16 protein-coding genes are annotated in these 19,751 nt (G+C 66.9%); 6 read left to right on the forward strand and 10 right to left on the reverse strand.

The window, feature by feature from the left end; translation table 11 throughout:
• Positions 1-15: 15 nt before the first annotated feature.
• Positions 16-714 carry a pirin family protein gene (locus tag ASG11_RS16855; RefSeq protein ID WP_055783020.1) on the reverse strand — a complete coding sequence of 233 codons (699 nt, stop codon included), beginning with the start codon at positions 712-714 and terminating at the stop codon, positions 16-18.
• 221 nt (positions 715-935) lie between these two features.
• On the opposite strand from ASG11_RS16855, the gene ASG11_RS16860 reads away from it, so the two are divergent.
• Positions 936-1,877 carry a LysR family transcriptional regulator gene (locus ASG11_RS16860; RefSeq protein ID WP_055783023.1) on the forward strand — a complete coding sequence of 314 codons (942 nt, stop codon included), beginning with the start codon at positions 936-938 and terminating at the stop codon, positions 1,875-1,877.
• A 108-nt stretch (positions 1,878-1,985) separates the two neighbouring features.
• A complete protein-coding gene (gene ctrA / locus ASG11_RS16865; protein ID WP_055783027.1) occupies positions 1,986-2,693 on the forward strand; it encodes a response regulator transcription factor CtrA in 708 nt (235 codons plus the stop codon).
• Between the two features lie 135 nt (positions 2,694-2,828).
• Here the strand turns inward: ctrA and ASG11_RS16870 are convergent, their stop codons facing one another.
• From ASG11_RS16870 to ASG11_RS16880, 3 genes are all read right to left on the reverse strand, one after another.
• Positions 2,829-3,137 carry a GIY-YIG nuclease family protein gene (locus ASG11_RS16870; protein ID WP_055783030.1) on the reverse strand — a complete coding sequence of 103 codons (309 nt, stop codon included), beginning with the start codon at positions 3,135-3,137 and terminating at the stop codon, positions 2,829-2,831.
• Positions 3,138-3,208: 71 nt separating this feature from the next.
• Positions 3,209-4,816 (reverse strand): amidohydrolase, encoded by a 1,608-nt coding sequence (locus ASG11_RS16875; RefSeq protein ID WP_236697574.1) that lies wholly within the window; start codon positions 4,814-4,816, stop codon positions 3,209-3,211.
• Between the two features lie 134 nt (positions 4,817-4,950).
• Entirely contained in the window at positions 4,951-5,793 is an 843-nt protein-coding gene (locus ASG11_RS16880; RefSeq protein ID WP_055783036.1) for an NAD(P)-dependent oxidoreductase, read from the reverse strand.
• A gap of 156 nt (positions 5,794-5,949) precedes the next feature.
• Here ASG11_RS16880 and ASG11_RS16885 point away from each other — a divergent pair, with 156 nt between their 5' ends.
• Positions 5,950-7,185: a threonine ammonia-lyase gene (locus tag ASG11_RS16885; protein WP_055783039.1), complete on the forward strand. Its 1,236-nt coding sequence runs from the start codon at positions 5,950-5,952 to the stop codon at positions 7,183-7,185.
• A 117-nt stretch (positions 7,186-7,302) separates the two neighbouring features.
• The gene (locus ASG11_RS16890) at positions 7,303-8,091 is read left to right on the forward strand and encodes an arginyltransferase (protein WP_055783594.1); all 789 of its coding nucleotides are present in this window, start codon (positions 7,303-7,305) and stop codon (positions 8,089-8,091) included.
• 133 nt (positions 8,092-8,224) lie between these two features.
• On the opposite strand, the gene ASG11_RS16895 is transcribed toward ASG11_RS16890, so the two are convergent.
• The 4 genes from ASG11_RS16895 to ASG11_RS16910 all read right to left on the reverse strand — a co-directional run bounded on the left by ASG11_RS16895 (position 8,225) and on the right by ASG11_RS16910 (position 13,650).
• A complete protein-coding gene (locus ASG11_RS16895) occupies positions 8,225-9,034 on the reverse strand; it encodes a transglutaminase family protein (protein WP_055783042.1) in 810 nt (269 codons plus the stop codon).
• Positions 9,034-9,969 (reverse strand): alpha-E domain-containing protein, encoded by a 936-nt coding sequence (locus ASG11_RS16900; protein ID WP_082472953.1) that lies wholly within the window; start codon positions 9,967-9,969, stop codon positions 9,034-9,036. The genes ASG11_RS16895 and ASG11_RS16900 overlap by 1 nt, the downstream gene beginning before the upstream one ends.
• Positions 9,970-10,009: 40 nt before the next feature.
• Positions 10,010-11,494: a circularly permuted type 2 ATP-grasp protein gene (locus ASG11_RS16905; RefSeq protein WP_055783048.1), complete on the reverse strand. Its 1,485-nt coding sequence runs from the start codon at positions 11,492-11,494 to the stop codon at positions 10,010-10,012.
• 134 nt (positions 11,495-11,628) lie between these two features.
• Entirely contained in the window at positions 11,629-13,650 is a 2,022-nt protein-coding gene (locus ASG11_RS16910; protein WP_055783051.1) for a protein-disulfide reductase DsbD family protein, read from the reverse strand.
• Positions 13,651-13,750: 100 nt separating this feature from the next.
• On the opposite strand from ASG11_RS16910, the gene ASG11_RS16915 reads away from it, so the two are divergent.
• Both ASG11_RS16915 and ASG11_RS16920 read left to right on the forward strand, forming a co-directional pair.
• Positions 13,751-15,424: an alkaline phosphatase family protein gene (locus ASG11_RS16915; RefSeq protein ID WP_055783054.1), complete on the forward strand. Its 1,674-nt coding sequence runs from the start codon at positions 13,751-13,753 to the stop codon at positions 15,422-15,424.
• Between the two features lie 59 nt (positions 15,425-15,483).
• Positions 15,484-15,897: an excalibur calcium-binding domain-containing protein gene (locus tag ASG11_RS16920; protein WP_055783056.1), complete on the forward strand. Its 414-nt coding sequence runs from the start codon at positions 15,484-15,486 to the stop codon at positions 15,895-15,897.
• A gap of 12 nt (positions 15,898-15,909) precedes the next feature.
• Here the strand turns inward: ASG11_RS16920 and ASG11_RS16925 are convergent, their stop codons facing one another.
• Together ASG11_RS16925 and metH are read right to left on the reverse strand one after the other, a co-directional pair.
• The gene (locus tag ASG11_RS16925; RefSeq protein ID WP_055783060.1) at positions 15,910-16,842 is read right to left on the reverse strand and encodes a right-handed parallel beta-helix repeat-containing protein; all 933 of its coding nucleotides are present in this window, start codon (positions 16,840-16,842) and stop codon (positions 15,910-15,912) included.
• Between the two features lie 203 nt (positions 16,843-17,045).
• Complete coding sequence (gene metH, locus ASG11_RS16930) at positions 17,046-19,700, reverse strand: methionine synthase (protein ID WP_055783063.1); 2,655 nt, start codon at positions 19,698-19,700, stop codon at positions 17,046-17,048.
• Between the last annotated feature and the right edge of the window lie 51 nt (positions 19,701-19,751).

The following is a 19,751-nucleotide window of genomic DNA, read 5'->3' on the forward strand; positions in this document are numbered from 1 at the left end:
GCATCGCTTCGGTGTTCACTCGCTGTCGACGAGCACGATCTCGGCATCGTCCAGCGCACGAATCGCGTAGGTGTTCCCGCCCGACAGCGCCGCACCGTCGCGGGCCGCGAATGCGACGCCGTCGATCTCGATCCGCCCGGTCGCCGCGACCAGATAGGCATGCCGCCCCGCACCGACCGTGTGCGTCAGGCTTTCGCCCGCCTTGACCGTCGCGCCGAGCACGCGGGCATCGGCGCGGATCGGCAGGGCGTCCGCATCCTCGGCGAACCCGCTCGCCAGCACGGCGAACCGGCCGTCACGGGCGTCCTTGGGAAACGGCTTCGCCCCCCAGCTCGGCGCGCCGCCCTTGCGGGTCGGCTCGATCCAGATCTGGAACAAGGTCGTCGTCTCGGATTCGAGATTGTATTCGGCATGGCGCACGCCGGTGCCGGCGCTCATCACCTGCACGTCGCCCGCGCCGGTGCGGCCCTTGTTGCCGAGCGAATCCTGATGCGTGATCGCGCCGCTGCGGACATAGGTCACGATTTCCATGTCGCGATGCGGATGCGCCGGAAAGCCGCTGTTCGGGCCGATCTCGTCATCGTTCCACACGCGGATCGCGCCCCAGCCCATCCGCTGGGGGTCGTAATAATCGGCAAACGAAAAATGGTGGCGCGCATTGAGCCAGCCGTGATCGGCATGGCCCAGGCTTTCGAACGATCTTTTCTCGATCATCGTTGGTCTCCCAAAAGGCTGTATTCCGTTGGGGCCAAGATAGGGTTTTCGATCATGCCGTAAATGGAAACGCTGGAAACCGATCGTTTCACCTCTTGCCGTCATCCTGAACTTGTTTCAGGATCCCGGCGCGGTCAGCGGACCCAATGACGGTGTCTGTGGTGCAGTGACCGCGCCTGGACCCTGAAACGAGTTCAGGGTGACGGGTGACGGAGGAAGAGATGCGACTACCCGATTTCGAAGCCTGGGCGATCTTCGCGCAAGTCGTCGAGCATCGCTCGTTCAGTGGCGCGGCGGAGGCGATCGGCGTGTCCAAGGCGACCGTGTCCAAGGCGATCACGCGGCTGGAGGCGCATCTCAACCAGTCGCTGTTCCACCGCACCTCGCGCCGCCTGACGCTGACCGAGAGCGGCAAGGGCCTCGCCGAACATGCCGCGCGGATCCTGGCGGAGGCGCAGGCGGCGGAAGAAGCGGCGCGCGACGCCGCCACCGCGCCGACCGGCCTGGTGCGCATGACCGCGCCGATGACGCTCGGCCTGCTCGCGATCGCGCCACTGGTCGCCGAGTTCCTCGCCGCGCATCCCGGCATCGAGATCGATCTCAACCTGACCGACGGCAAGGTCGATATCGTGGCGGAAGGCTTCGACATCGCGCTGCGCATCGCCGATCTGCCGGACAGTTCGCTGCGCGCCCGCCGGCTGGGCCCGATCCCGACGCATGTCGTCGCCGCCCCGGCCTATCTCACGCTGCACGGCCGGCCGACGCATCCGGCACAGCTCGGCGAGCGCCCCTGTTTCGCCTATACCAACGTCACCGGCCCGTGGCGTTTCCACGGCCCCGACGGCAGCGAAGCGGCGCTGCGCCCGACCGGGCCGCTGCGCGCCAATAGCGGCGACGCGCTGCTCCCGGCGCTGCGCGCAGGCCTCGGCATCGGCGTGCTGCCCGATTTCATCGTCGGCCCCGATCTGGCGAGCGGCGCGCTGGAGGCGATCCTGACCGACTGGACGCTGCCGCCGATCGCGCTGCATCTGCTGACCCCGCCGAGCAACCTCAGGCCCGCGCGCGTGGAGACGCTGATCGCGTTTCTGGCCGAGCGTCTTAAGGGAGTGTGCACCGAATCTAACCGAACCTCGCTCGGCGACTCGCGGAGTCAGGCCGATTAATCGGAAATTAACCTTTTACCTTCATCAACGATCAGGTTAATGGTTTATGCGCAGCCGGGTCGAGCCAACGGGGGCATCGGCGTCTGCGAGCGAACAGGGGACGGCCAGATGCGCGTACTGTTGATCGAAGACGAGCCCACGACCGCCAAGGCGATCGAACTGATGCTCACGACCGAAGGCTTCAACGTCTATACGACCGATCTGGGCGAGGAAGGCCTCGATCTCGCCAAGCTTTACGATTACGACATCATCCTGCTCGATCTCAATTTGCCTGACATGCACGGGTACGATGTGCTGAAGAAGGTGCGCGTCGCGCGCGTCCAGACCCCGGTGCTGATCCTGTCCGGCATCAACGAGATGGACAGCAAGGTCCGCTCGTTCGGCTTCGGTGCCGATGATTACGTGACCAAGCCGTTCCACCGCGAAGAACTCACCGCCCGCATCCACGCCGTCGTGCGCCGCTCGAAGGGCCACAGCCAGTCGGTCATCCGCACCGGCAAGCTGGCCGTCAATCTCGACGCCAAGACGGTCGAGGTCGATGGCAGCCGCGTCCATCTGACCGGCAAGGAATATGCGATGCTCGAGCTGCTTTCGCTGCGCAAGGGCACCACGCTGACCAAGGAAATGTTCCTCAACCATCTGTATGGCGGAATGGACGAGCCGGAACTGAAGATCATCGACGTGTTCATCTGCAAGCTGCGCAAGAAATTGAGCATGGCCTGCGAAGGCGAGAACTACATCGAAACCGTCTGGGGCCGCGGCTATGTGCTGCGCGAGCCCGACGAAGTGGGTGCCGCCGCCGTAGCGGTCGCCTGACCAACGGATTTTCCGCTCCCCGTACAGGGAGTAAGGCCGCGGCATCGGGGGGTGCCGCGGCCTTTCGTTTTTTTTGGGGGGGTTGTCCGACTCCGTCATCCCGGACTTGATCCGGGATCCAACGCGCCGAAAACGCTATGGCAGCGGGTTCAGTCCCAATCCCACCGCAAGGTCGTTCCAGGCGGGATTGTCCTGCTCGATCAGCTCGATCTTCCAATCCCTCAGCCAGTTCTTCATCGCCCTCTCACGCGCAATGACGGCGTCCATCGTCTCGCCGGCCTCGTACCAAGCGAGCCGTTTGATCCCATGCCGCTTGGTGAAGCCGTCAAACGTGCCCTCACGATGCTGGATCACCCGCCCGATCAGGTTCGAGGTAGCACCGACATAGATCGCGCCCAGGCGGCGGTTGACCATCAGATAGACGCAAGGTTCGCGTTCCCGCACTTGCCACCTCTTCAGCCGCACGTTGGATGCCGGATCGAGTCCGGCATGACGGTGGAGAGCTTAGCGAACCCTCACTTCCGCTCCCACACCTTCTCGCCGCCGACCCAGGTCTCCAGCACCTTGGTGCCACGCAGTTCGGTCGGGGACGCCAGCAGCGGATCGCGGTCGACGATGATGAAGTCGGCCCGCTGCCCCGCCGCCAGACGCCCGAACTTGTCCTCCGCGAAGCCGGCATAAGCGCCGCCTTGCGTGAACGCCCACCACGCCTGTTCGCGCGTGATCGCCTCTTCCGGCCGCCAGCCGCCGAACGGTTGCCCGGCCGCGTCCATGCGCGTGAACGCCGCCGCCCAGCCGGCGAACGGATCGGGGCTTTCGACCGGATAGTCCGATCCGAACGCGAGGTGTGCGCCGTTCTTCAGCATCGAGTTCCACGCATAGGCCCCGGTCAGCCGCGCCGGCCCCAGCCGGGCTTCGGCCATGATGCGGTCGCTCGTCTGGTGGACCGGCTGCATCGAGGCGATGATGCCGTTCTTGCCGAAGCGCGGCAGGTCGACGGGATCGACGATCTGCGCATGTTCGATCCGCCAGCGCCTGTCGCCTTTATAGGTATCGACCATCGCGTCGATCGCATCGAGCACCTGGGCATTGGCCTTGTCGCCGATCGCATGCACCGCGACCTGGAAACCCTCGAGCGAAGCTCGGCTCATCAGGTTGCGGATCACGTCCTCGGCCATGAAGCCGAGGCCGCTCTGTCTCGGTGCGTCGCTATACGGCGCCTTCAGCCACGCGCCGCGCGATCCGAGCGCGCCATCGGCGTACAGCTTCACGCCGCCGAGGCGCAGCTTGTCGCCATACAGCCACGGCGTCGGCCCGCGCCCGGCGATCTGCACCGCCGTATCCACGCCGCTGGCATAGCTCATCACCCGCACGCGCATCGCGCCGAGATCGCCCATCCGGCGATAGGCGAGCCAATCGTCCAGGCTCGTCCCCATGTCCGCCGTCGCGGTGATGCCGAAGCCGAGCAGGATGCTCTGCGCCTTCAGGAACGCGGCGTTGCGATCGCTCGGCAGTGGTTGCGGCAGGGCCTTTTCGATCAGGGTCTGCGCCGCATCCACGAACACACCGTTCGGCAGCAGCCCGGTCTTCTCGATCCGCCCGCCCGGAGGCGACACGCTCTTGGCCGAAATGCCGGCCGCCTTCATCGCGGCGGCATTGGCCCAACCGGCATGTCCGTCGACCCGGCTCAGCCAGATCGACCGATCCCCCGCCACGCCTTCGAGATCGGCGGCGGTGGGAAAGCGGCCGAGACCCCAGATTTCCTGGTTCCACCCGCCGCCCAGGATCCAGCGGCGATCGGGATTGGCGGCAGCGTACGCGGCGATCTTCGCCTTGGCCTCGTCCAGCGTCTTGGTGTCCGACAGATCGAGCGCCAGCGCGCGGAAGCCGAGTTCCATGACATGGCCGTGCGCATCGACGAAGCCGGGCAGCAGCACCTTGCCCTTCATGTCGGCGCGCCAATCGAGCTTGTCCGGGCGCTTGTCGCCGCGCTGGAGCAGCTTCGTCACCTTGCCGCCCGGCGTCATCAGCAGCCCGGTGAACTGGATCGGCTTGCCGTCCTTGTCGAGCGTGATGCCGGCGACGTTGTCGACCAACGCGTCGGCGAGGACGGGGGATGGCATGAGGGCGAGGCCCAACCCCAATGCCGTCATCCCGGACTTGATCCGGGATCCAACGGCCCGCAAAAGCAACGGCCGATCGGTGCGCGGCACGTTGGATCCCGGAACAGGTCCGGGATGACGGGGTGTAAGGAAACTCACTTCGCCAATCTCCTCACCAGCGCGCTGGTATCCTGCCGTGCGCCGCCCATCTTCTGCACTTCGGCGTAGAACTGATCGACCAACGCCGCGACCGGCAGCACCGCGCCGTTCGTCTTCGCCTCGTCCAGCGCGAGGCCCAGATCCTTGCGCATCCAATCCACCGCGAAGCCGAAATCGAAGCGGTCCTGCCCCATCGATTCCCAGCGATTGACCATCTGCCAGCTTTGCGCCGCGCCGCCGGAGATCGCCTCGAACACCTTGGCCAGATCGAGTTCGCTCGCCTGCGCGAACCTCAATGCCTCGCTCAGGCCCTGCAACACCCCGGCGATGGCGATCTGGTTGACCATCTTGGTCGTCTGCCCCGCGCCCGCCGCGCCGACATGCACGATCCGCGCGGCATAGGCGGACATGATCGGCTCGGCCAATGCCATCGCTTCCGGCGTGCCGCCGCACATGATCGAGAGCTTGCCGTTCTCCGCCCCGGCCTGCCCGCCCGAGACCGGCGCGTCGACCGGCAGCGCGCGCGCCTCGGCCAGCCGCCGTGCGATTCCCGCCGAGACGGTGGTGTGATCGATGAACACCGCATCCTCGCGCATCGCCGCGAACGCGCCGTCCGGGCCGAGCGTCACCGCATCCAGATCGTCGTCGTTGCCGACGCAGGTGATCACCGCATCCTTGTCCCGCGCCGCCTCGGCCGGCGTATCGGCGACCTTCAGCCCGGTCGCCTCCGCCTTGGCGCGCGTGCGATTGTAGACCGTGACGTCGTGTCCGGCCCGGGCGAGATGTCCGGCCATGGGCGCACCCATCACGCCGGTTCCGATGAAAGCTATTCTTGTCATGGGGCCACGCGATAAGCGGTGTTTCCCGCGCGCGCCAGATGGTCTAGGCGCTCCCCCGACCCCGTTCGTGCTGAGCTTGTCGAAGCACCGTCCTTTTTCAGGATGCGGGCGAAGAGGAACGGCCCTTCGACACGTTCGGGGCGAACGGAAGAAACCATGGCGACCCAATCCACACCGCATGCCACGATGCCCGTCACGATCGACGATATCCGCACCGCCCATGCGCGCATCGCCGACCAGATCGTGCGCACGCCGACCTTCATCAGCCGCACGCTGAGCGAACTGACCGGCGCGACCGTATATCTGAAGTTCGAGAATCTGCAGTTCACGGCGGCCTATAAGGAGCGCGGCGCGCTCAACACGCTGCTGCAACTGCCCGCCGGCACGCCGGGCGTCATCGCCGCCTCGGCCGGAAATCACGCGCAGGGCCTCGCCTATCACGCGCACCGGCTCGGCATCCCGGCCACGATCGTGATGCCGACCAACACGCCGACCGTGAAGGTCACGCAGACCGAAGGGCACAAGGCCACCGTCGTGCTGCACGGCGACACGTTCGACGCCGCCTATGCGCATGCCCGCGAACTGGAGACCGAGCGCGGCCTGACCTTCGTCCATCCCTTCGACGATATCCGCGTCATCGCCGGCCAGGGCACCGTCGCGATCGAGATGCTCGCCGACGTCCCCGCGATCGACATGCTGATCACGCCGATCGGCGGCGGCGGCCTGATCTCCGGCATGGCCACGGTCGCGCGTGCTGCGGACAAGGCGATCGAGGTGATCGGCGTCGAGGCGGAGTTGTTCCCGTCGATGTACAACCGCATCAACGGCACGTCCTACCCCTGCGCGGGCGATACGCTGGCCGAGGGCATCGCGGTCAAGGAACCGGGCGGCATCACGTCGCTGATGGTGCGCGAACTGGTCGACGATATCGTGCTGGTCAGCGAACGCAGCCTGGAGGAAGCGGTCAGCCTGCTGCTCCAGATCGAGAAGACCGTGGTCGAGGGTGCGGGCGCCGCCGGCCTCGCCGCGCTGCTCCAGCATCCCGACCGCTTCAAGGGCAAGACGGTCGGCGTCGTGCTGTGCGGCGGCAATATCGACACGCGCTTGCTCGCCAACGTGCTGCTGCGCGATCTCGCGCGGTCGGGCCGCCTCGCGCGCCTCCGCATCCGGTTGCAGGATCAGCCGGGCGCGTTGTTCAACGTCGCGCGGATCTTCGAACAGCAGCGCGTCAACATCATCGAAATCTATCACCAGCGCGTGTTCACCACGCTGCCGGCGAAGGGCCTGATCACCGACATCGAATGCGAGACGCGCGATCGCGCGCATCTCGACCGGCTGATGCGGGCATTGAACGATGCCGGCTACGAAGCGAGCCCGGTCGAACTGGCGTAATTCGTCTCGGCCACGTTAACCTTCAATCGTGGTAAAGCCGCTTTTCATCATCGCCCGGCTGCGCAATAACGGTGTCACGCCGTGCAATTGCCGGTCGAACATAGGGATTTGCCGGCGGTGACTGCGCCCTTTCGTTTTCCGCGTTTCTTCGTGACCAGCCCGTCGCCCTGCCCCTATTTGCCCGGGCGTCAGGAGCGGAAGGTGTTCACCGAACTGAACGGCCCGCATGCCGGCGAACTGAACGATGCGTTGGGCCGGATCGGTTTCCGCCGCAGCCAGTCGGTCGCGTACCGCCCGAGCTGCGCGGGCTGCACCGCCTGCGTCTCGGTCCGCGTCGTCGCCTCCGATTTCGTCGCCAACGCCACGCAGCGCAAGCTGATCAAGCGGCATGGCGATATCGAGGTCACCGCCTGCCGCCCCTGGGCGACCGACGAGCAGTTCCAGCTGCTCCGCCGCTATCTGGCGCAGCGCCATCCCGGCGGCGGCATGGCCGGCATGGACGAGGGCGATTATGCCGACATGGTCGAACATTCGCCGGTCAACAGCTTCATCGTCGAATATCGCGAACCGGCCAAGGACGGCCGTCCGGGCCGCCTGATCGGCGCGTGCCTGACCGACCAGCAGGCGGACGGCCTGTCGATGATCTACAGCTTTTTCGACTCCGAGGTCGAGAATCGGCCGGGCCTGGGCAATTTCGTGATCATGGACCACATCCTGCGCGCCCGCGCCGCCGGGCTGCCCTATGTCTATCTCGGCTATTGGGTGAAGGGTTCGGCGCGGATGGAATACAAGACGCGCTATCGCCCGCTCGAGGTGCTGGGGCCGGCCGGCTGGACATTGCTGGCGGAGGAACCGGTGGCGGTGTCGGCGAAGACGCAGGCCGCGCTCGAGGGGGAATTGGCGTAATCGTCGCCCCCGACATACCGTCATCCTGAACTCGTTTCAGGATCCAGGCGCGGTCAGCACATCCCAATGACGGTGCCCATGTGGCGGAGGAACGCGCCTGGATCCTGAAACAAGTTCAGGATGACGCTCCTCCTTACTGTTCCGCCGGCGCGACCGTAACGTCGACATCCATTTCCTCATTGCCCTCGCCGAGCCGCGATCCGGCGACCGGCGCGGCGCCGACCGCATCGAGCGCGACGGCGACTCGCACATATGCTTCGTCCGCCAGCCGCCCTTCGAACGGATCGAACGCGACCCAGCCGATCGGCGCGACGAACGCCTCCGCCCAACCATGTGGCGCGGGGCGGTGTTCGCCGCCGAAGTCGTGCGTGCTGTAGCCGGAAATGTAGCGCGCCGGCACGCCCAGCGACCGGGCCGCGCCGAGGAAGATGTGCGTTATATCGCGCGGCGTCGCCTTGTCGCTGCCGAACGCCTCAGCCGCGGTCAGACCGGCAACGGGCTTGGCGCGATCGCCGGCGAACTTGCCCGACAGTGCGGCATTCACGCGTTGCAGGCATTCCATCGCATCGCCCTTGCCTGCAACGTCTAGCGCGAACGCCACGATCGCATCGTCGGGCAGGGTCAAGGGCGTCGCGCGCAGGAACAAGGCCGGCGGCAGCACTTCATGCGTGCCGTGCATCACCCCGTCCGCGCTGTTCGTCAGCACCTCGCCCGACACCGCGATCTCGATCGTGTCGATCGGCCCCTCGGCGTAGAGCATCGTCACCTTGTTGCCGAACCCGTCGCGCCCGGGCCGCAGCCGCGCGTCGCAATCGACGTGCAGATGCCATGACGCCACGGTTTGGTCGTCGGTATCCTCGGGCGTCAGCCGGAGCATCTGGGTGAGGCGCCCCTGCGGCACCGTGAAGCGGTAGGTGGTGCGGTGGTCGATCGACAGCCGCATCAGGTGAACTTGTACTGCCGGCCGATGGCCGCGTGCAGCAGATCATTCTCCGTCAGGAACGCTTGTAGATATTGGTGCAGTCCGTTCACGATCACCTCCCCCGTGCGTGTCTTGGCCATCCGCGTATGCCGCATCCGCGCCATCCGATCCGCTTCCCCATGCAGACCGGTGCGCTTCGCCAGCAGGCTCAAAATCTCCACCGTCTCCTCGACCGAGGCGGCCAGGCTGCGCGGCAGTTCCTGCCTTGCGATCAGCAGGTCGATCACGTTGGCGGGCCGCAGCCCTTCGGAATAGAGCCAGCGATAGGCGGTGACGGCGGACACCGTCTGCAGGATCGTCGTCCACTGATCGCGATCGACCACGCCGCCGATCTGCTCGCCCTCGGGGAGCAGCAGATGATATTTCACGTCGAGCAGGCGCGCGGTATTGTCGGCCCGCTCGACCGCTTGGCCCAGGCGGATGAACTGCGTCGTCTGGTTGCGCAGCATCTTGTGGATCGCGCCCTCGAAGCCGCGTGCCTCGGTCTGCACCATTTCCACGAGATTGAGCGTCGCGACCGCGCCGCCGGCGGAGGCGCGCTTGTCGAAGATCAGCCAGGCGCGGTTGATCGCCGTCCACGCCTCGCGGGTCAGCGCGGTGCGCACGGCGCGCGCATTGTTGCGCGCCATGTCGAGGCAACGGACGATTGAGCCCGGGTGGGTGCTGTCCAACGTCAGGAATTGCGCGACACGGTGCTGGGTCACGTCGTTGCCCGACGCCTCGAACGCATCGTCCGTCTCGGTGACGCGCAGCGCGCTCTGCCATGCCGCCTCGCCGGCCGGGCGCGGCGACAGCACGTCCAGCCGCACGGTCGCCTCGACCAGCCGGGCGATGAAATCCGCCCGCTCGATGTAACGGCCGAGCCAGTAGAGCGACGATGCGGTGCGCGACAGCATCAGCATGAAATCCGCCCGCAGAGGAGCGTGATGGCCCCCGTCATTGTCTCTGCCCCTGCGTCATTCCGCCCATCGTCTGCTGCTGGCTCTGCTGGCCATTGTCCATCAGCACGAAGCTGTCCTTCGTCCCCCCGCCCTGCGAGGAGTTCACCACCAGCGACCCCTCCTTCAGCGCGACGCGCGTGAGACCGCCGGGCACGACCTGGATGCCCTTGGATCCGGTCAGGACGAACGGCCGGAAATCGACGTGGCGCGGGGCCAGCCCGGTTTCCGCCAGGGTGGGCACGGTGGACAGCGCCAGGGTCGGCTGTGCGATGTAGCGATGCGGCTCGGCGATCAGCGCCGCGCGGAAATCCTCGATCTCCTTCTTGGACGCGGTCGGCCCGACCAGCATGCCGTATCCGCCCGATCCATCGACCAACTTGACGACCACGTCCGCCAGATTGTCGAGCACGTACTTCAACGCCTGCGGTTCGCGGCAGCGCCACGTCTCCACGTTTGGCAGCTTCGCCTCGCCGCCCGAATAGAATTTCACGATCTCGGGCATATAGCTGTAGATCGCCTTGTCGTCGGCGATGCCGTTGCCCGGCGCATTGAGCAACGCGACATTGCCCGCCGCATAGGCCGCGATCAGCCCGGGTACGCCGAGCATCGAATCCGGGCGGAACACGAGCGGATCGAGATAATCGTCGTCGATCCGGCGATAGATCACATCCACCTTCACGCGGCCCGCGATCGTGCGCATCCAGACGATATCGTCGTCCACCACCAGATCCGCCGCCTCGACCAGTTCGATGCCCATCGAATCCGCCAGGAAGCTGTGTTCATAATAGGCCGAATTGTAATGGCCCGGCGTGAGCACGACACATACCGGATTGTGCACGCCGTGCGGCGCGACCGACTTCATCGTCTCGAGCAGGCGGTCGGGATAGGAATCCACCGCCGCCACGCGGAACTCGCGAAACAGTTCGGGGCACAGCCGCAACATCGCCTCGCGGTTTTCCAGCATGTAGCTGACGCCGGAAGGCGTGCGCGCATTGTCTTCCAGCACGAAGAAATCGTCCGGCCCGGTGCGCACCAGATCGATCCCGCAGATATGCGCCCAGATGCCATGCGGCGGGCGCATCCCGGCGATCTCCGGGCGAAATTGCGGATTGCCGAAGATCAGGTCGGGCGGCAGCACTCCGGCATCGAGGATGCGCCGGGCGCCGTAGATATCGTCGAGAAACGCGTTGATCGCCTCGACGCGCTGGATGAGTCCTTCCGACAGCCGCTGCCATTCGTCGGCCAGGAAGATGCGCGGCACGATGTCGAACGGAATGATGCGCTCGCTCGCATCGCTCTCGCCATAGACCGCGAACGTGATGCCGAGCTGGCGGAAAGTGGCCTCGGCGCTTTGCTGGCGGCGACCGAGTTCGGCGGCGGGGGTATCCTCGATCCACTGCCCGAGGCTGGCAAGTTCCGGGCGCGGCTTCTTGCTGCCGGGCTGCCCCATGATTTCATCGAACGCGTAAGCTTTCCCCATCTAGTCCGTAATGCCCCTCAAACCGAAGTGGTTCCATGCTGTAACGGATCGCTGCGGTGCACAAGTGCTGGCGGCAAGAAATGTGCCGGGGGCACATTTCAGCCAGCGCTCGCCGAGCAAGGCGAGTCTCGCCGCTAGGAAGCGAGCCCCGCCAGAATTCCCGGCGTCAGGATCTGCGGCAACACCTGCGGTGCCTTCGCCCCCGGCGCATAATACAGGTACAGCGGCACACCCGCGCGGTTATGCTGCTCGATGAACCGCCCGAGCGTCGCGTCGCCGTCCGTCCAGTCGCCGACCAGCACCGCCACGTTGTTCCTGGCGAACGCCGCGCGAGTGGCGTCCGTATCGATCGCCGCCGCCTCGTTGACCTTGCACGTCAGGCACCAATCGGCGGTGAAATAGGCGAATACCGGCCGGCCCTGCGCGCGCAGGTCGGCGAGCTTCTTCTCGCTGAACGCCTCGGCACCCGTGGCTTGCGCGGCCTGCGCCGGCGCCGGGTGCACCAGCGCTGCCGAGGCGACTCCGACCGCGACCAATACGATCGCGCCGATGATGCCGAAGCCCAGTCCCCGCGCCTGCCGCCGCCCCGAAACCCACAGCACCAACGCCACCGCCAGCGCCGCGCCCAGCCCAAGCGTCAGCCCGTCCACCCCGGCCTGCCGCCCCAGCACCCATGCGAGCGCCAGCGCCGTCAGCCACATCGGCACGCTCAGCACATGCCGGAACGTCTCCATCCACGCCCCCGGCTTGGGCAGAAGCCGCCGCATGCTCGGCACGAAACCGAGCGCCAGGAACGGCAAGGCCAGCCCCAGCCCCAGCCCCGCGAACACCGCCAAGGCCGCCGCCCAGGGCAGCACCAGGGCCGCGCCCAGCGCCGCGCCCATGAACGGCCCGGTGCACGGCGTGGCGATGAACGCCGCCAGCGCGCCGGTCGCGAACGCCCCGCCGACGCCGCCCGCCTGATTGACGAAGCGCGGCGTCGGGATCTCGAACAGTCCGGCCAGATTGAGCGCGATCGCCACGGTCAGCAGCAGGAGCAGCACCACCACGCGCGGATCCTGCAACTGGAACGCCCAGCCGACCGCACTGCCCCCGGCGCGCAGGCCCAGGATCAGCCCGCCCAGCGCCAGGCACACCGCGATCACGCCCGCCGCATAGGCCAGCGCCTCGCGCCGCGCCGCGCCCTCGTCGAGATGCCCGCGCGCGAGGCTCAGCGCCTTGAGGCTCAGGATCGGAAACACGCACGGCATCACGTTCAGGATCAACCCGCCCAGCACCGCGCCGGCGAACGCGATCAGCGCGCCCAGCAACCAGCCTTCGCTCGCCGGAGCATCGCCCGCGGCCACCGTGCCCGGCACCGCCGACACCGCCAGCGCCTGATCCTTGCCGATCCGCAACACGCCCTCGATCGGCACGCCGCCGTTCGTCGCCTTGGTCGAGATCACCAGCCGGTCGCCCTCGCGCGTCACCGTCTGCGGCGCGGCGTAATCGATCACGCCGGTGGTCAGCGGGAAGAAATAGGCGTCGGCCAGCGGCGCGCCGGCCGGATACGGCACCGCGATCGTCGCCTTGCCATTCTCGACCTGCAACGTCGCCTTGGCATCCAGCGGTCTGGGGATCGCACGCCGCCAGGCATCGAATTCGGCCCGCACGTCCGGCGCGACCGAACCGTCGCCGACCACCAGATCGGTCGCCAGTTCCGCCCGCTCCGGCACGCACACCGTGCTGGTACAGACGAGGTAATCCATCTTCAGCCGCACCGGCAGCTTCGTGCCCACCGCGAGTCCCGCCGGCACCTTCAGCGTCACCAGCGGCGCATAGGGCGTCTCGTAGACATAGTTCATCAGCCCGGCGATCAGCAGCGTGCCCGGCACCGGATAGACCGGCGCACCGGCCGTCACGCCCTGCGGCAGGGTCCAGTCCAGCTTCGCCGGAAACCCGGCATCGCCGGGGTTCGACCAGTAACCGTGCCAATCCTTTTGCGGCCGCGTGTCGAGCGCCAGCGTCACCTCGCTTCCCGCCTTGGGCCGGGCGGTTTCCGCCACCAGCCGGATCGCGAGATGCGGCCCCGCCCCCAGCGCGCCCGGGCCTTCCGCCGAGGCGGGTGCGGCGAAAACGGCCAGCACCGTCACAATCATGACCCAAAACGCGCGCATCGGAATCCCAGTCTGTAACGTCGGCCTGCAACGATCTTGTCGGCATCGATCGTCTTGCCCATAGCGGGGCCGTCCCCGCTTTGCACCCGAAGGAATTCCAGTGGCCCTAAAACTGAAAGTGCCCGCCAGCCTGGCCGCCATCATCGCCATTACGCTGGCCGGAACGGCGGTCTTCGCGCAAAGCGCCCCGGCACCCGCGCCGACCCCTGCCCCCGCCCCCGCCCCCAGGGGCGCGCCCAAGCTGATCGTCGTCGTCTCGGTCGATCAATTCTCCGCCGATCTGTTCGGCGAATACCGCAAGAGCTACGACGACGGCTTCGCCAAGCTGATGCAGGGCGGCGTGTTCCCCTCGGGCTATCAGAGCCACGCCGCGACGGAGACCTGCCCCGGCCACTCCACGATCACTACCGGATATCGCCCGGCGCATACCGGCATCATCGCCAACAATTGGGTGGATCAAAGCGCGCCGCGCAAGGACAAGACGGTCTATTGCGCCGAGGACGAGAGCGTTTTCGGCACCGATTCGTCCAACTATACCGTGTCCGACAAGCATCTGCTCGTGCCGACGCTCGGCGAACGCATGAAGGCGGCCGATCCGCGCACCCGGGTCGTATCGGTCGCGGGCAAGGATCGCGCGGCGGTGATGATGGGCGGCCACACGGTCGACGAACTCTGGTGGTGGAACGGCAAGGCGTTCGTCAGCTACGCCGGCCGCGCGACGCCGGCGGTGGTGACGCGCGCCAACACCGCGCTCGCCGCCGTGCTGGCCAAACCGCAGCCGGCCTTGCCGATCCCCGCCAGTTGCGGTGCCCGCGACAAGGCGGTCGCGCTCGGCGGCGGCAAGTCCGTCGGCACCGGGCATTTCGACCGTGCCGCCGGCGACGCCAAGGCCTTCCGCGCCTCGCCCGCCTTCGATACCGGCATCTTCGCGCTCGCCGCCGGGCTGGTGCAGGACATGAAGCTGGGCCAGGGGCCGCAGACCGACATCATCACCGTCGGAGCCTCAGCCACCGACTATATCGGCCACACCTACGGCACCGAGGGGGTCGAGATGTGCATCCAGATGACCGAACTCGATCGCAATCTGGGCGGCTTCCTCGACGTGCTCGACGCGAGCGGCGTCGATTACGAGGTCGCGCTGACCGCCGATCATGGCGGCAACGACCTGCCCGAACGCGAAATCCTGTCGAACATTCCCGAGGCGCAGCGCGCCGACGTCGCGCTCGCGCCTGCCGTGATCGGCAAGGCGATCGGCGAGAAGCTCGGCCTTACCACGCCGGTGCTGTTCGGCGACATCCCGAATGGCGACGTGTGGATCTCAACCGCGATCACGCCGGCGCAGCGCACGGCCGTGCAGGCCGAGGCGATCGCGCGTTACAAGGCGCTGCCGCAGGTCGCCGCCGTGCTGACCGCCGCGCAGATCGCCGCCACGCCGATGCCGAGCGGCGCGCCCGAAACGTGGAGCCTGATCCAGAAGGCCCGCGCCTCGTTTTACGCCCGCCGCTCGGGCGACCTGATCGTATTCCTCAAGCCGCGCGTCACGCCGATCCCGAACCCCGGCGGCGGCTATGTCGCGACTCACGGCAGCCCCTATGATTACGATCGTCGCGTGCCGATCCTGTTCTGGCGCAAGGGCATGACGGGGTTCGAACATCCCGCCGGCGTCGAAACGGTCGATATCGCGCCGACCTTGGCCCATACGATCGGCCTGAAAGTGCCGGGCGTGGACGGCAGGTGCCTGGATCTGAAGGCCGGAGGCGCGCCGTGCAAATGATCGCGCGGCGTCATCGCCGGTAACCTGACGGCAACGGATCGGCGTTATCTGCGAACGCCGTGAACCAGCGTTTCATCATCACCACCTTCGCCGCCTGCATCTTCATGTTCGCCGCGATCTTCGCGTTGACCGCGCCCGCATCGCTGCCGCGACCGGCGGCAAAGGCGGATGCCGCTCCCGCCTCCCCCGAAGCGGTGATGTATGCCGATTGCAACGCGGTGCGCGCCGCCAACGCGGCTCCCCTGCGCGCCGGTCAGCCGGGGTATCGCCCGGCGCTGGATGCCAACATGAACGGCGTCGCCTGCGAGACCGTCGGTGGCGCGCCCGCACCCGCTGTCGTCGGCACCTCGCCCTCCACCGCCGCCCCGCCCCCGGCCGATGTCGCGCCCCCAGCCGATTTCGCGCCGCAGCCGCCGGTCGAGGCTCCGAGCCCGCCGTCGCAGCAGCGGGCCGAACCGATCACGCTGACCTGAAACGGCGGGCGTCTACCGCGTCTCGAACGCCCTGATCCCCGGCCCCAGCCGGTTCGCCCCGATCGCCAGCCGCGCATGGCTGTAATCCGCCACGAACGCCGGATTGCCGCGCGCACCCGGGGCCATCCGCGCGTCGTTGTCCGCGATGTTCAGGCCCGCCGACGGATAGGTCCTGGCCTCGGCCCCGACGACGATCAGCGCGCCGGCATTCTCTTTCGCCCGGCCCTGCACGAAGGTGTTGCCGGCGATCACCCCGGTCGCGCCCTCCGGCAGGTCGATCATGTAATTGGTCCTGGTGCCGCGGGTATCGTCGAAGCTGTTGCCGCTGATCGTCACGTTGGGCACGCGCAGCTTGACGTAATGCCCGCCGGTGCCGCGTTCGAAACGCGAATTGGTGATCGTCACCGATCCATTGTTGCCGAGATAGATTGCGTGGCTGCAATTCACCGCCTGGTCGCATTGGCCAAGGCCGGAAAAGGTCGAGCGATCGATCACGATCCGCTGCCCGCGCGGCTCTCCGCCGAGGATCCCCTCCTGGCTGTCGAGAAACATGGAATTGCGCACGGTCAGGTCGCCCATCTCGGCGCGGATGCCGGCGCCGTTGCCGTCGCTCACGCTGAAGCCGCGGAACACCAGCCCGTCGACCACCGATCCGTTGCCGCGCAGCACGAACGCGGCCTTGTCCTCGCACACCGTGCCGTCGAAGATCGCCGTGCCGGGCGTGACCGCCTTGAACGTGATCCGCCCGCCCGCCTGCACGGTGCATTCGCGATAGGTGCCCGGCGCGATCAGGATCGTCGCCGTCCCCATCCGCACCGCTTGCACCGCCTCATCGAGGGTGGCGAAGCCCCTGCCGGTCTCGGCGATCGTGAAGGGCGCGCGGTGCGTCTGGGCGGAGGCGGACGCGCCGAGGGCGATGGCGAACAAGGGGAGCATTCGGCGCATTGTGAGACTTTCAAATCGATCTCGGCGAAGCACGCCAACCCATCCCCGTTCGTGCTGAGCCTGTCGAAGCACCGTTCTTCTCGTCAACGCTCGGGAAGAAGAACGGCCCCTCGACAGGCTCAGGGCGAACGGGGACAGGCCCGCGCACGCATCTTGGTCGATACATGCCCCCGGATACCGCGCCCGTGAACCCGAATTGAGGGTTAATCCAGATTCGGCCGCAACCAGCGTTGTGCGGTGGGCAGGTCGACCCCGCGCCGCGCGGCATAATCCTCGACCTGATCCGGGCCGATCCGCGCCACGCCGAAATATTCCGCCTGCGGGTGCCCGAAATAGAAACCGCTCACCGCCGCCGTCGGCAGCATCGCGAAGCTCTCGGTCAGCGTCGCGCCGGTCGCCTTGTGCGCGTCGAGCATCTCGAACAGCTGGATCTTCAGGCTGTGCTCCGGGCAGGCCGGATAGCCCGGTGCCGGACGGATGCCGCGATATTGCTCGCGGATCAGCGCTTCGTTGGTCAGTTGCTCGTCGGGCGCATAGCCCCACAGTTCCTGCCGGACATGCTGGTGCAGCCGTTCCGCGAACGCCTCGGCCAGCCGGTCCGCCAGCGCCTTCAGCAGGATGTCGGAATAATCGTCGATCCCCGCCTTGAAGCGCGCCAGATGCGGCTCGATGCCGTGGATCGACACCGCGAACCCGCCGATCCAGTCACCCTTGGGATCGACGAAATCGGCCAGGCACATGTTCGCCCGCCCTTCCCGCTTGGCGATCTGCTGGCGCAGGAACGGCAGGCGCACCACGTCCGTGCCCTCCACCAGGTTGAGCATGTCGAGCCCGCGCAGTTCCTCGGCGTTGAAATCGCCCTTCAGGTCCACGATCACGTCGTCGTCGTGCCGCGCGCAGGACCACAGGCCGCAAACGCCCCGCGCCGTCAGCCACTTCTCGTTCACGATCCTGTCGAGCATCGCCTGCGCATCGGCGAACAGCGACGTCGCGCTCTCGCCGACCACCGGGTCGGTCAGGATCGCCGGATAATTCCCCGCCAGTTCCCAGGCGCGGAAGAACGGCGTCCAGTCGATCAGCTCGCGCAGATCCTTCAGATCCCAGTCGCGGAACACGTGCACGCCCGGCTTCAGCGGCGCGGCCGGCTTCAGCGCCATGTCCGCGACGAACGGATTGGCGCGCGCCTTGGCCAGCGGCAGCAGATCGTTCTGCCCCTTGTTGGCCCGCGCCAGGCGCACCGCCTCATACTCGTCCGAAGTCTTCTTGACGAAATCGTCGCGGATCGTGTCCGACACCAGGGTCGATGCCACGCCCACCGCTCGGCTCGCGTCCAGCACGTGCACCACCGGCCCGTCATATGCCGGCGAGATGCGCAGCGCGGTGTGCACCTTGCTGGTCGTCGCGCCGCCGATCAGCAACGGCATCGTCATCCCGGCGCGCTTCATCTCCTCCGCCACCGTGACCATCTCGTCCAGCGACGGCGTGATGAGGCCCGACAGACCGATCATGTCGGCATCGTTCTCGTTCGCCGCCTTCAGGATATCCGGCCACGCCACCATCACGCCCATGTCGACGACATCGAAGCCGTTGCACTGCAGGACGACGCCGACGATGTTCTTGCCGATATCGTGCACGTCGCCCTTCACGGTCGCCATGATGATCTTGCCCTTGCCGCGCGCGCCGGGCTCCTTCGCCGCCTCGATGAAGGGCAGCAGATGCGCCACCGCCTTCTTCATCACGCGCGCGCTTTTCACGACCTGCGGCAGGAACATCTTGCCCGATCCGAACAGGTCGCCGACCACGTTCATGCCGTCCATCAACGGCCCCTCGATCACCTCGATCGGGCGGTCGAAAAGCTGCCGGCATTCCTCGGTATCGTCCACGACATGCGCGTCGATGCCCTTGACCAAAGCATATTCCAGCCGCTTGGCGACCGGCAGCGAACGCCATTCCGCCGCCGCCTTCTCGGCCACCGCATCGGTACCCTTGTAGCGTTCGGCCAGCGCGATCAGCCGCTCGGTCGCGTCCGGATCCTTGTTGAGGATCACATCCTCGCAGGCGGTGCGCAGTTCGGGGTCGATCGTGTCGTACACGTCGAGTTGCCCCGCATTGACGATCGCCATGTCCATGCCCTGCGGGATGGCGTAATAGAGGAACACCGAGTGCATCGCGCGGCGCACCGGCTCGTTGCCGCGGAAGCTGAAGCTCAGGTTGGAAAGCCCGCCCGAGATGTGCACGTGCGGGCAGCGTGCCTTGATCTCGGCGCACGCCTCGATGAAATCCACGCCGTAATTGTTGTGCTCCTCGATCCCCGTCGCCACCGCGAACACGTTGGGGTCGAAGATGATGTCCTCGGGCGGGAAGCCGATGCCGAGGAGCAACTTGTAGGCGCGCTCGCAGATCTCGACCTTGCGCGCCTTGGTGTCCGCCTGGCCCACCTCGTCGAACGCCATCACGACGACGGCCGCCCCGTAATTCCTGCACTTGCGGGCATGTTCCAGGAACTGCTCTTCGCCTTCCTTCATGCTGATCGAATTGACGATCGGCTTGCCGCTGACGCATTTCAGCCCCGCCTCGATCACGCTCCACTTGGAGCTGTCGACCATGAACGGGATGCGCGCGATGTCCGGTTCCGCCGCGATCAGCTTCAGGAACGTGGTCATGGCGTATTCGGCGTCGAGCAGCCCCTCGTCCATGTTGACGTCTAGCACCTGGGCGCCGCTCTCCACCTGCTGCAACGCCACCTCGACCGCGGCCGGATAGTCGCCCGCCATGATCAGCTTCTTGAAGCGCGCGGAGCCGGTGACGTTGGTGCGCTCGCCGATATTGACGAAATTGGCGGAGGAATTGGTGGTCATCTATCTTTTCTTCCCCCCTCCCGCGTGCGGGAGGGGTCGGGGGAGGGCCTG

The organism is Sphingomonas sp. Leaf357, from assembly GCF_001423845.1.
Lineage (GTDB): Bacteria > Pseudomonadota > Alphaproteobacteria > Sphingomonadales > Sphingomonadaceae > Sphingomonas.

Coding starts and splice junctions, on each gene's coding strand:
- ASG11_RS16880 (WP_055783036.1), bottom strand. CDS start 5,793: ATGACAAGAATAGCTTTCATCGGAACCGGCGTGATGGGTGCGCCCATG.
- ASG11_RS16925 (WP_055783060.1), bottom strand. CDS start 16,842: ATGCGCCGAATGCTCCCCTTGTTCGCCATCGCCCTCGGCGCGTCCGCC.
- ASG11_RS16860 (WP_055783023.1), top strand. CDS start 936: ATGCGACTACCCGATTTCGAAGCCTGGGCGATCTTCGCGCAAGTCGTC.
- ASG11_RS16875 (WP_236697574.1), bottom strand. CDS start 4,816: ATGCCATCCCCCGTCCTCGCCGACGCGTTGGTCGACAACGTCGCCGGC.
- ASG11_RS16885 (WP_055783039.1), top strand. CDS start 5,950: ATGGCGACCCAATCCACACCGCATGCCACGATGCCCGTCACGATCGAC.
- ASG11_RS16905 (WP_055783048.1), bottom strand. CDS start 11,494: ATGGGGAAAGCTTACGCGTTCGATGAAATCATGGGGCAGCCCGGCAGC.
- ASG11_RS16855 (WP_055783020.1), bottom strand. CDS start 714: ATGATCGAGAAAAGATCGTTCGAAAGCCTGGGCCATGCCGATCACGGC.
- metH (WP_055783063.1), bottom strand. CDS start 19,700: ATGACCACCAATTCCTCCGCCAATTTCGTCAATATCGGCGAGCGCACC.
- ASG11_RS16895 (WP_055783042.1), bottom strand. CDS start 9,034: ATGCGGCTGTCGATCGACCACCGCACCACCTACCGCTTCACGGTGCCG.
- ctrA (WP_055783027.1), top strand. CDS start 1,986: ATGCGCGTACTGTTGATCGAAGACGAGCCCACGACCGCCAAGGCGATC.
- ASG11_RS16900 (WP_082472953.1), bottom strand. CDS start 9,969: ATGCTGTCGCGCACCGCATCGTCGCTCTACTGGCTCGGCCGTTACATC.
- ASG11_RS16910 (WP_055783051.1), bottom strand. CDS start 13,650: ATGCGCGCGTTTTGGGTCATGATTGTGACGGTGCTGGCCGTTTTCGCC.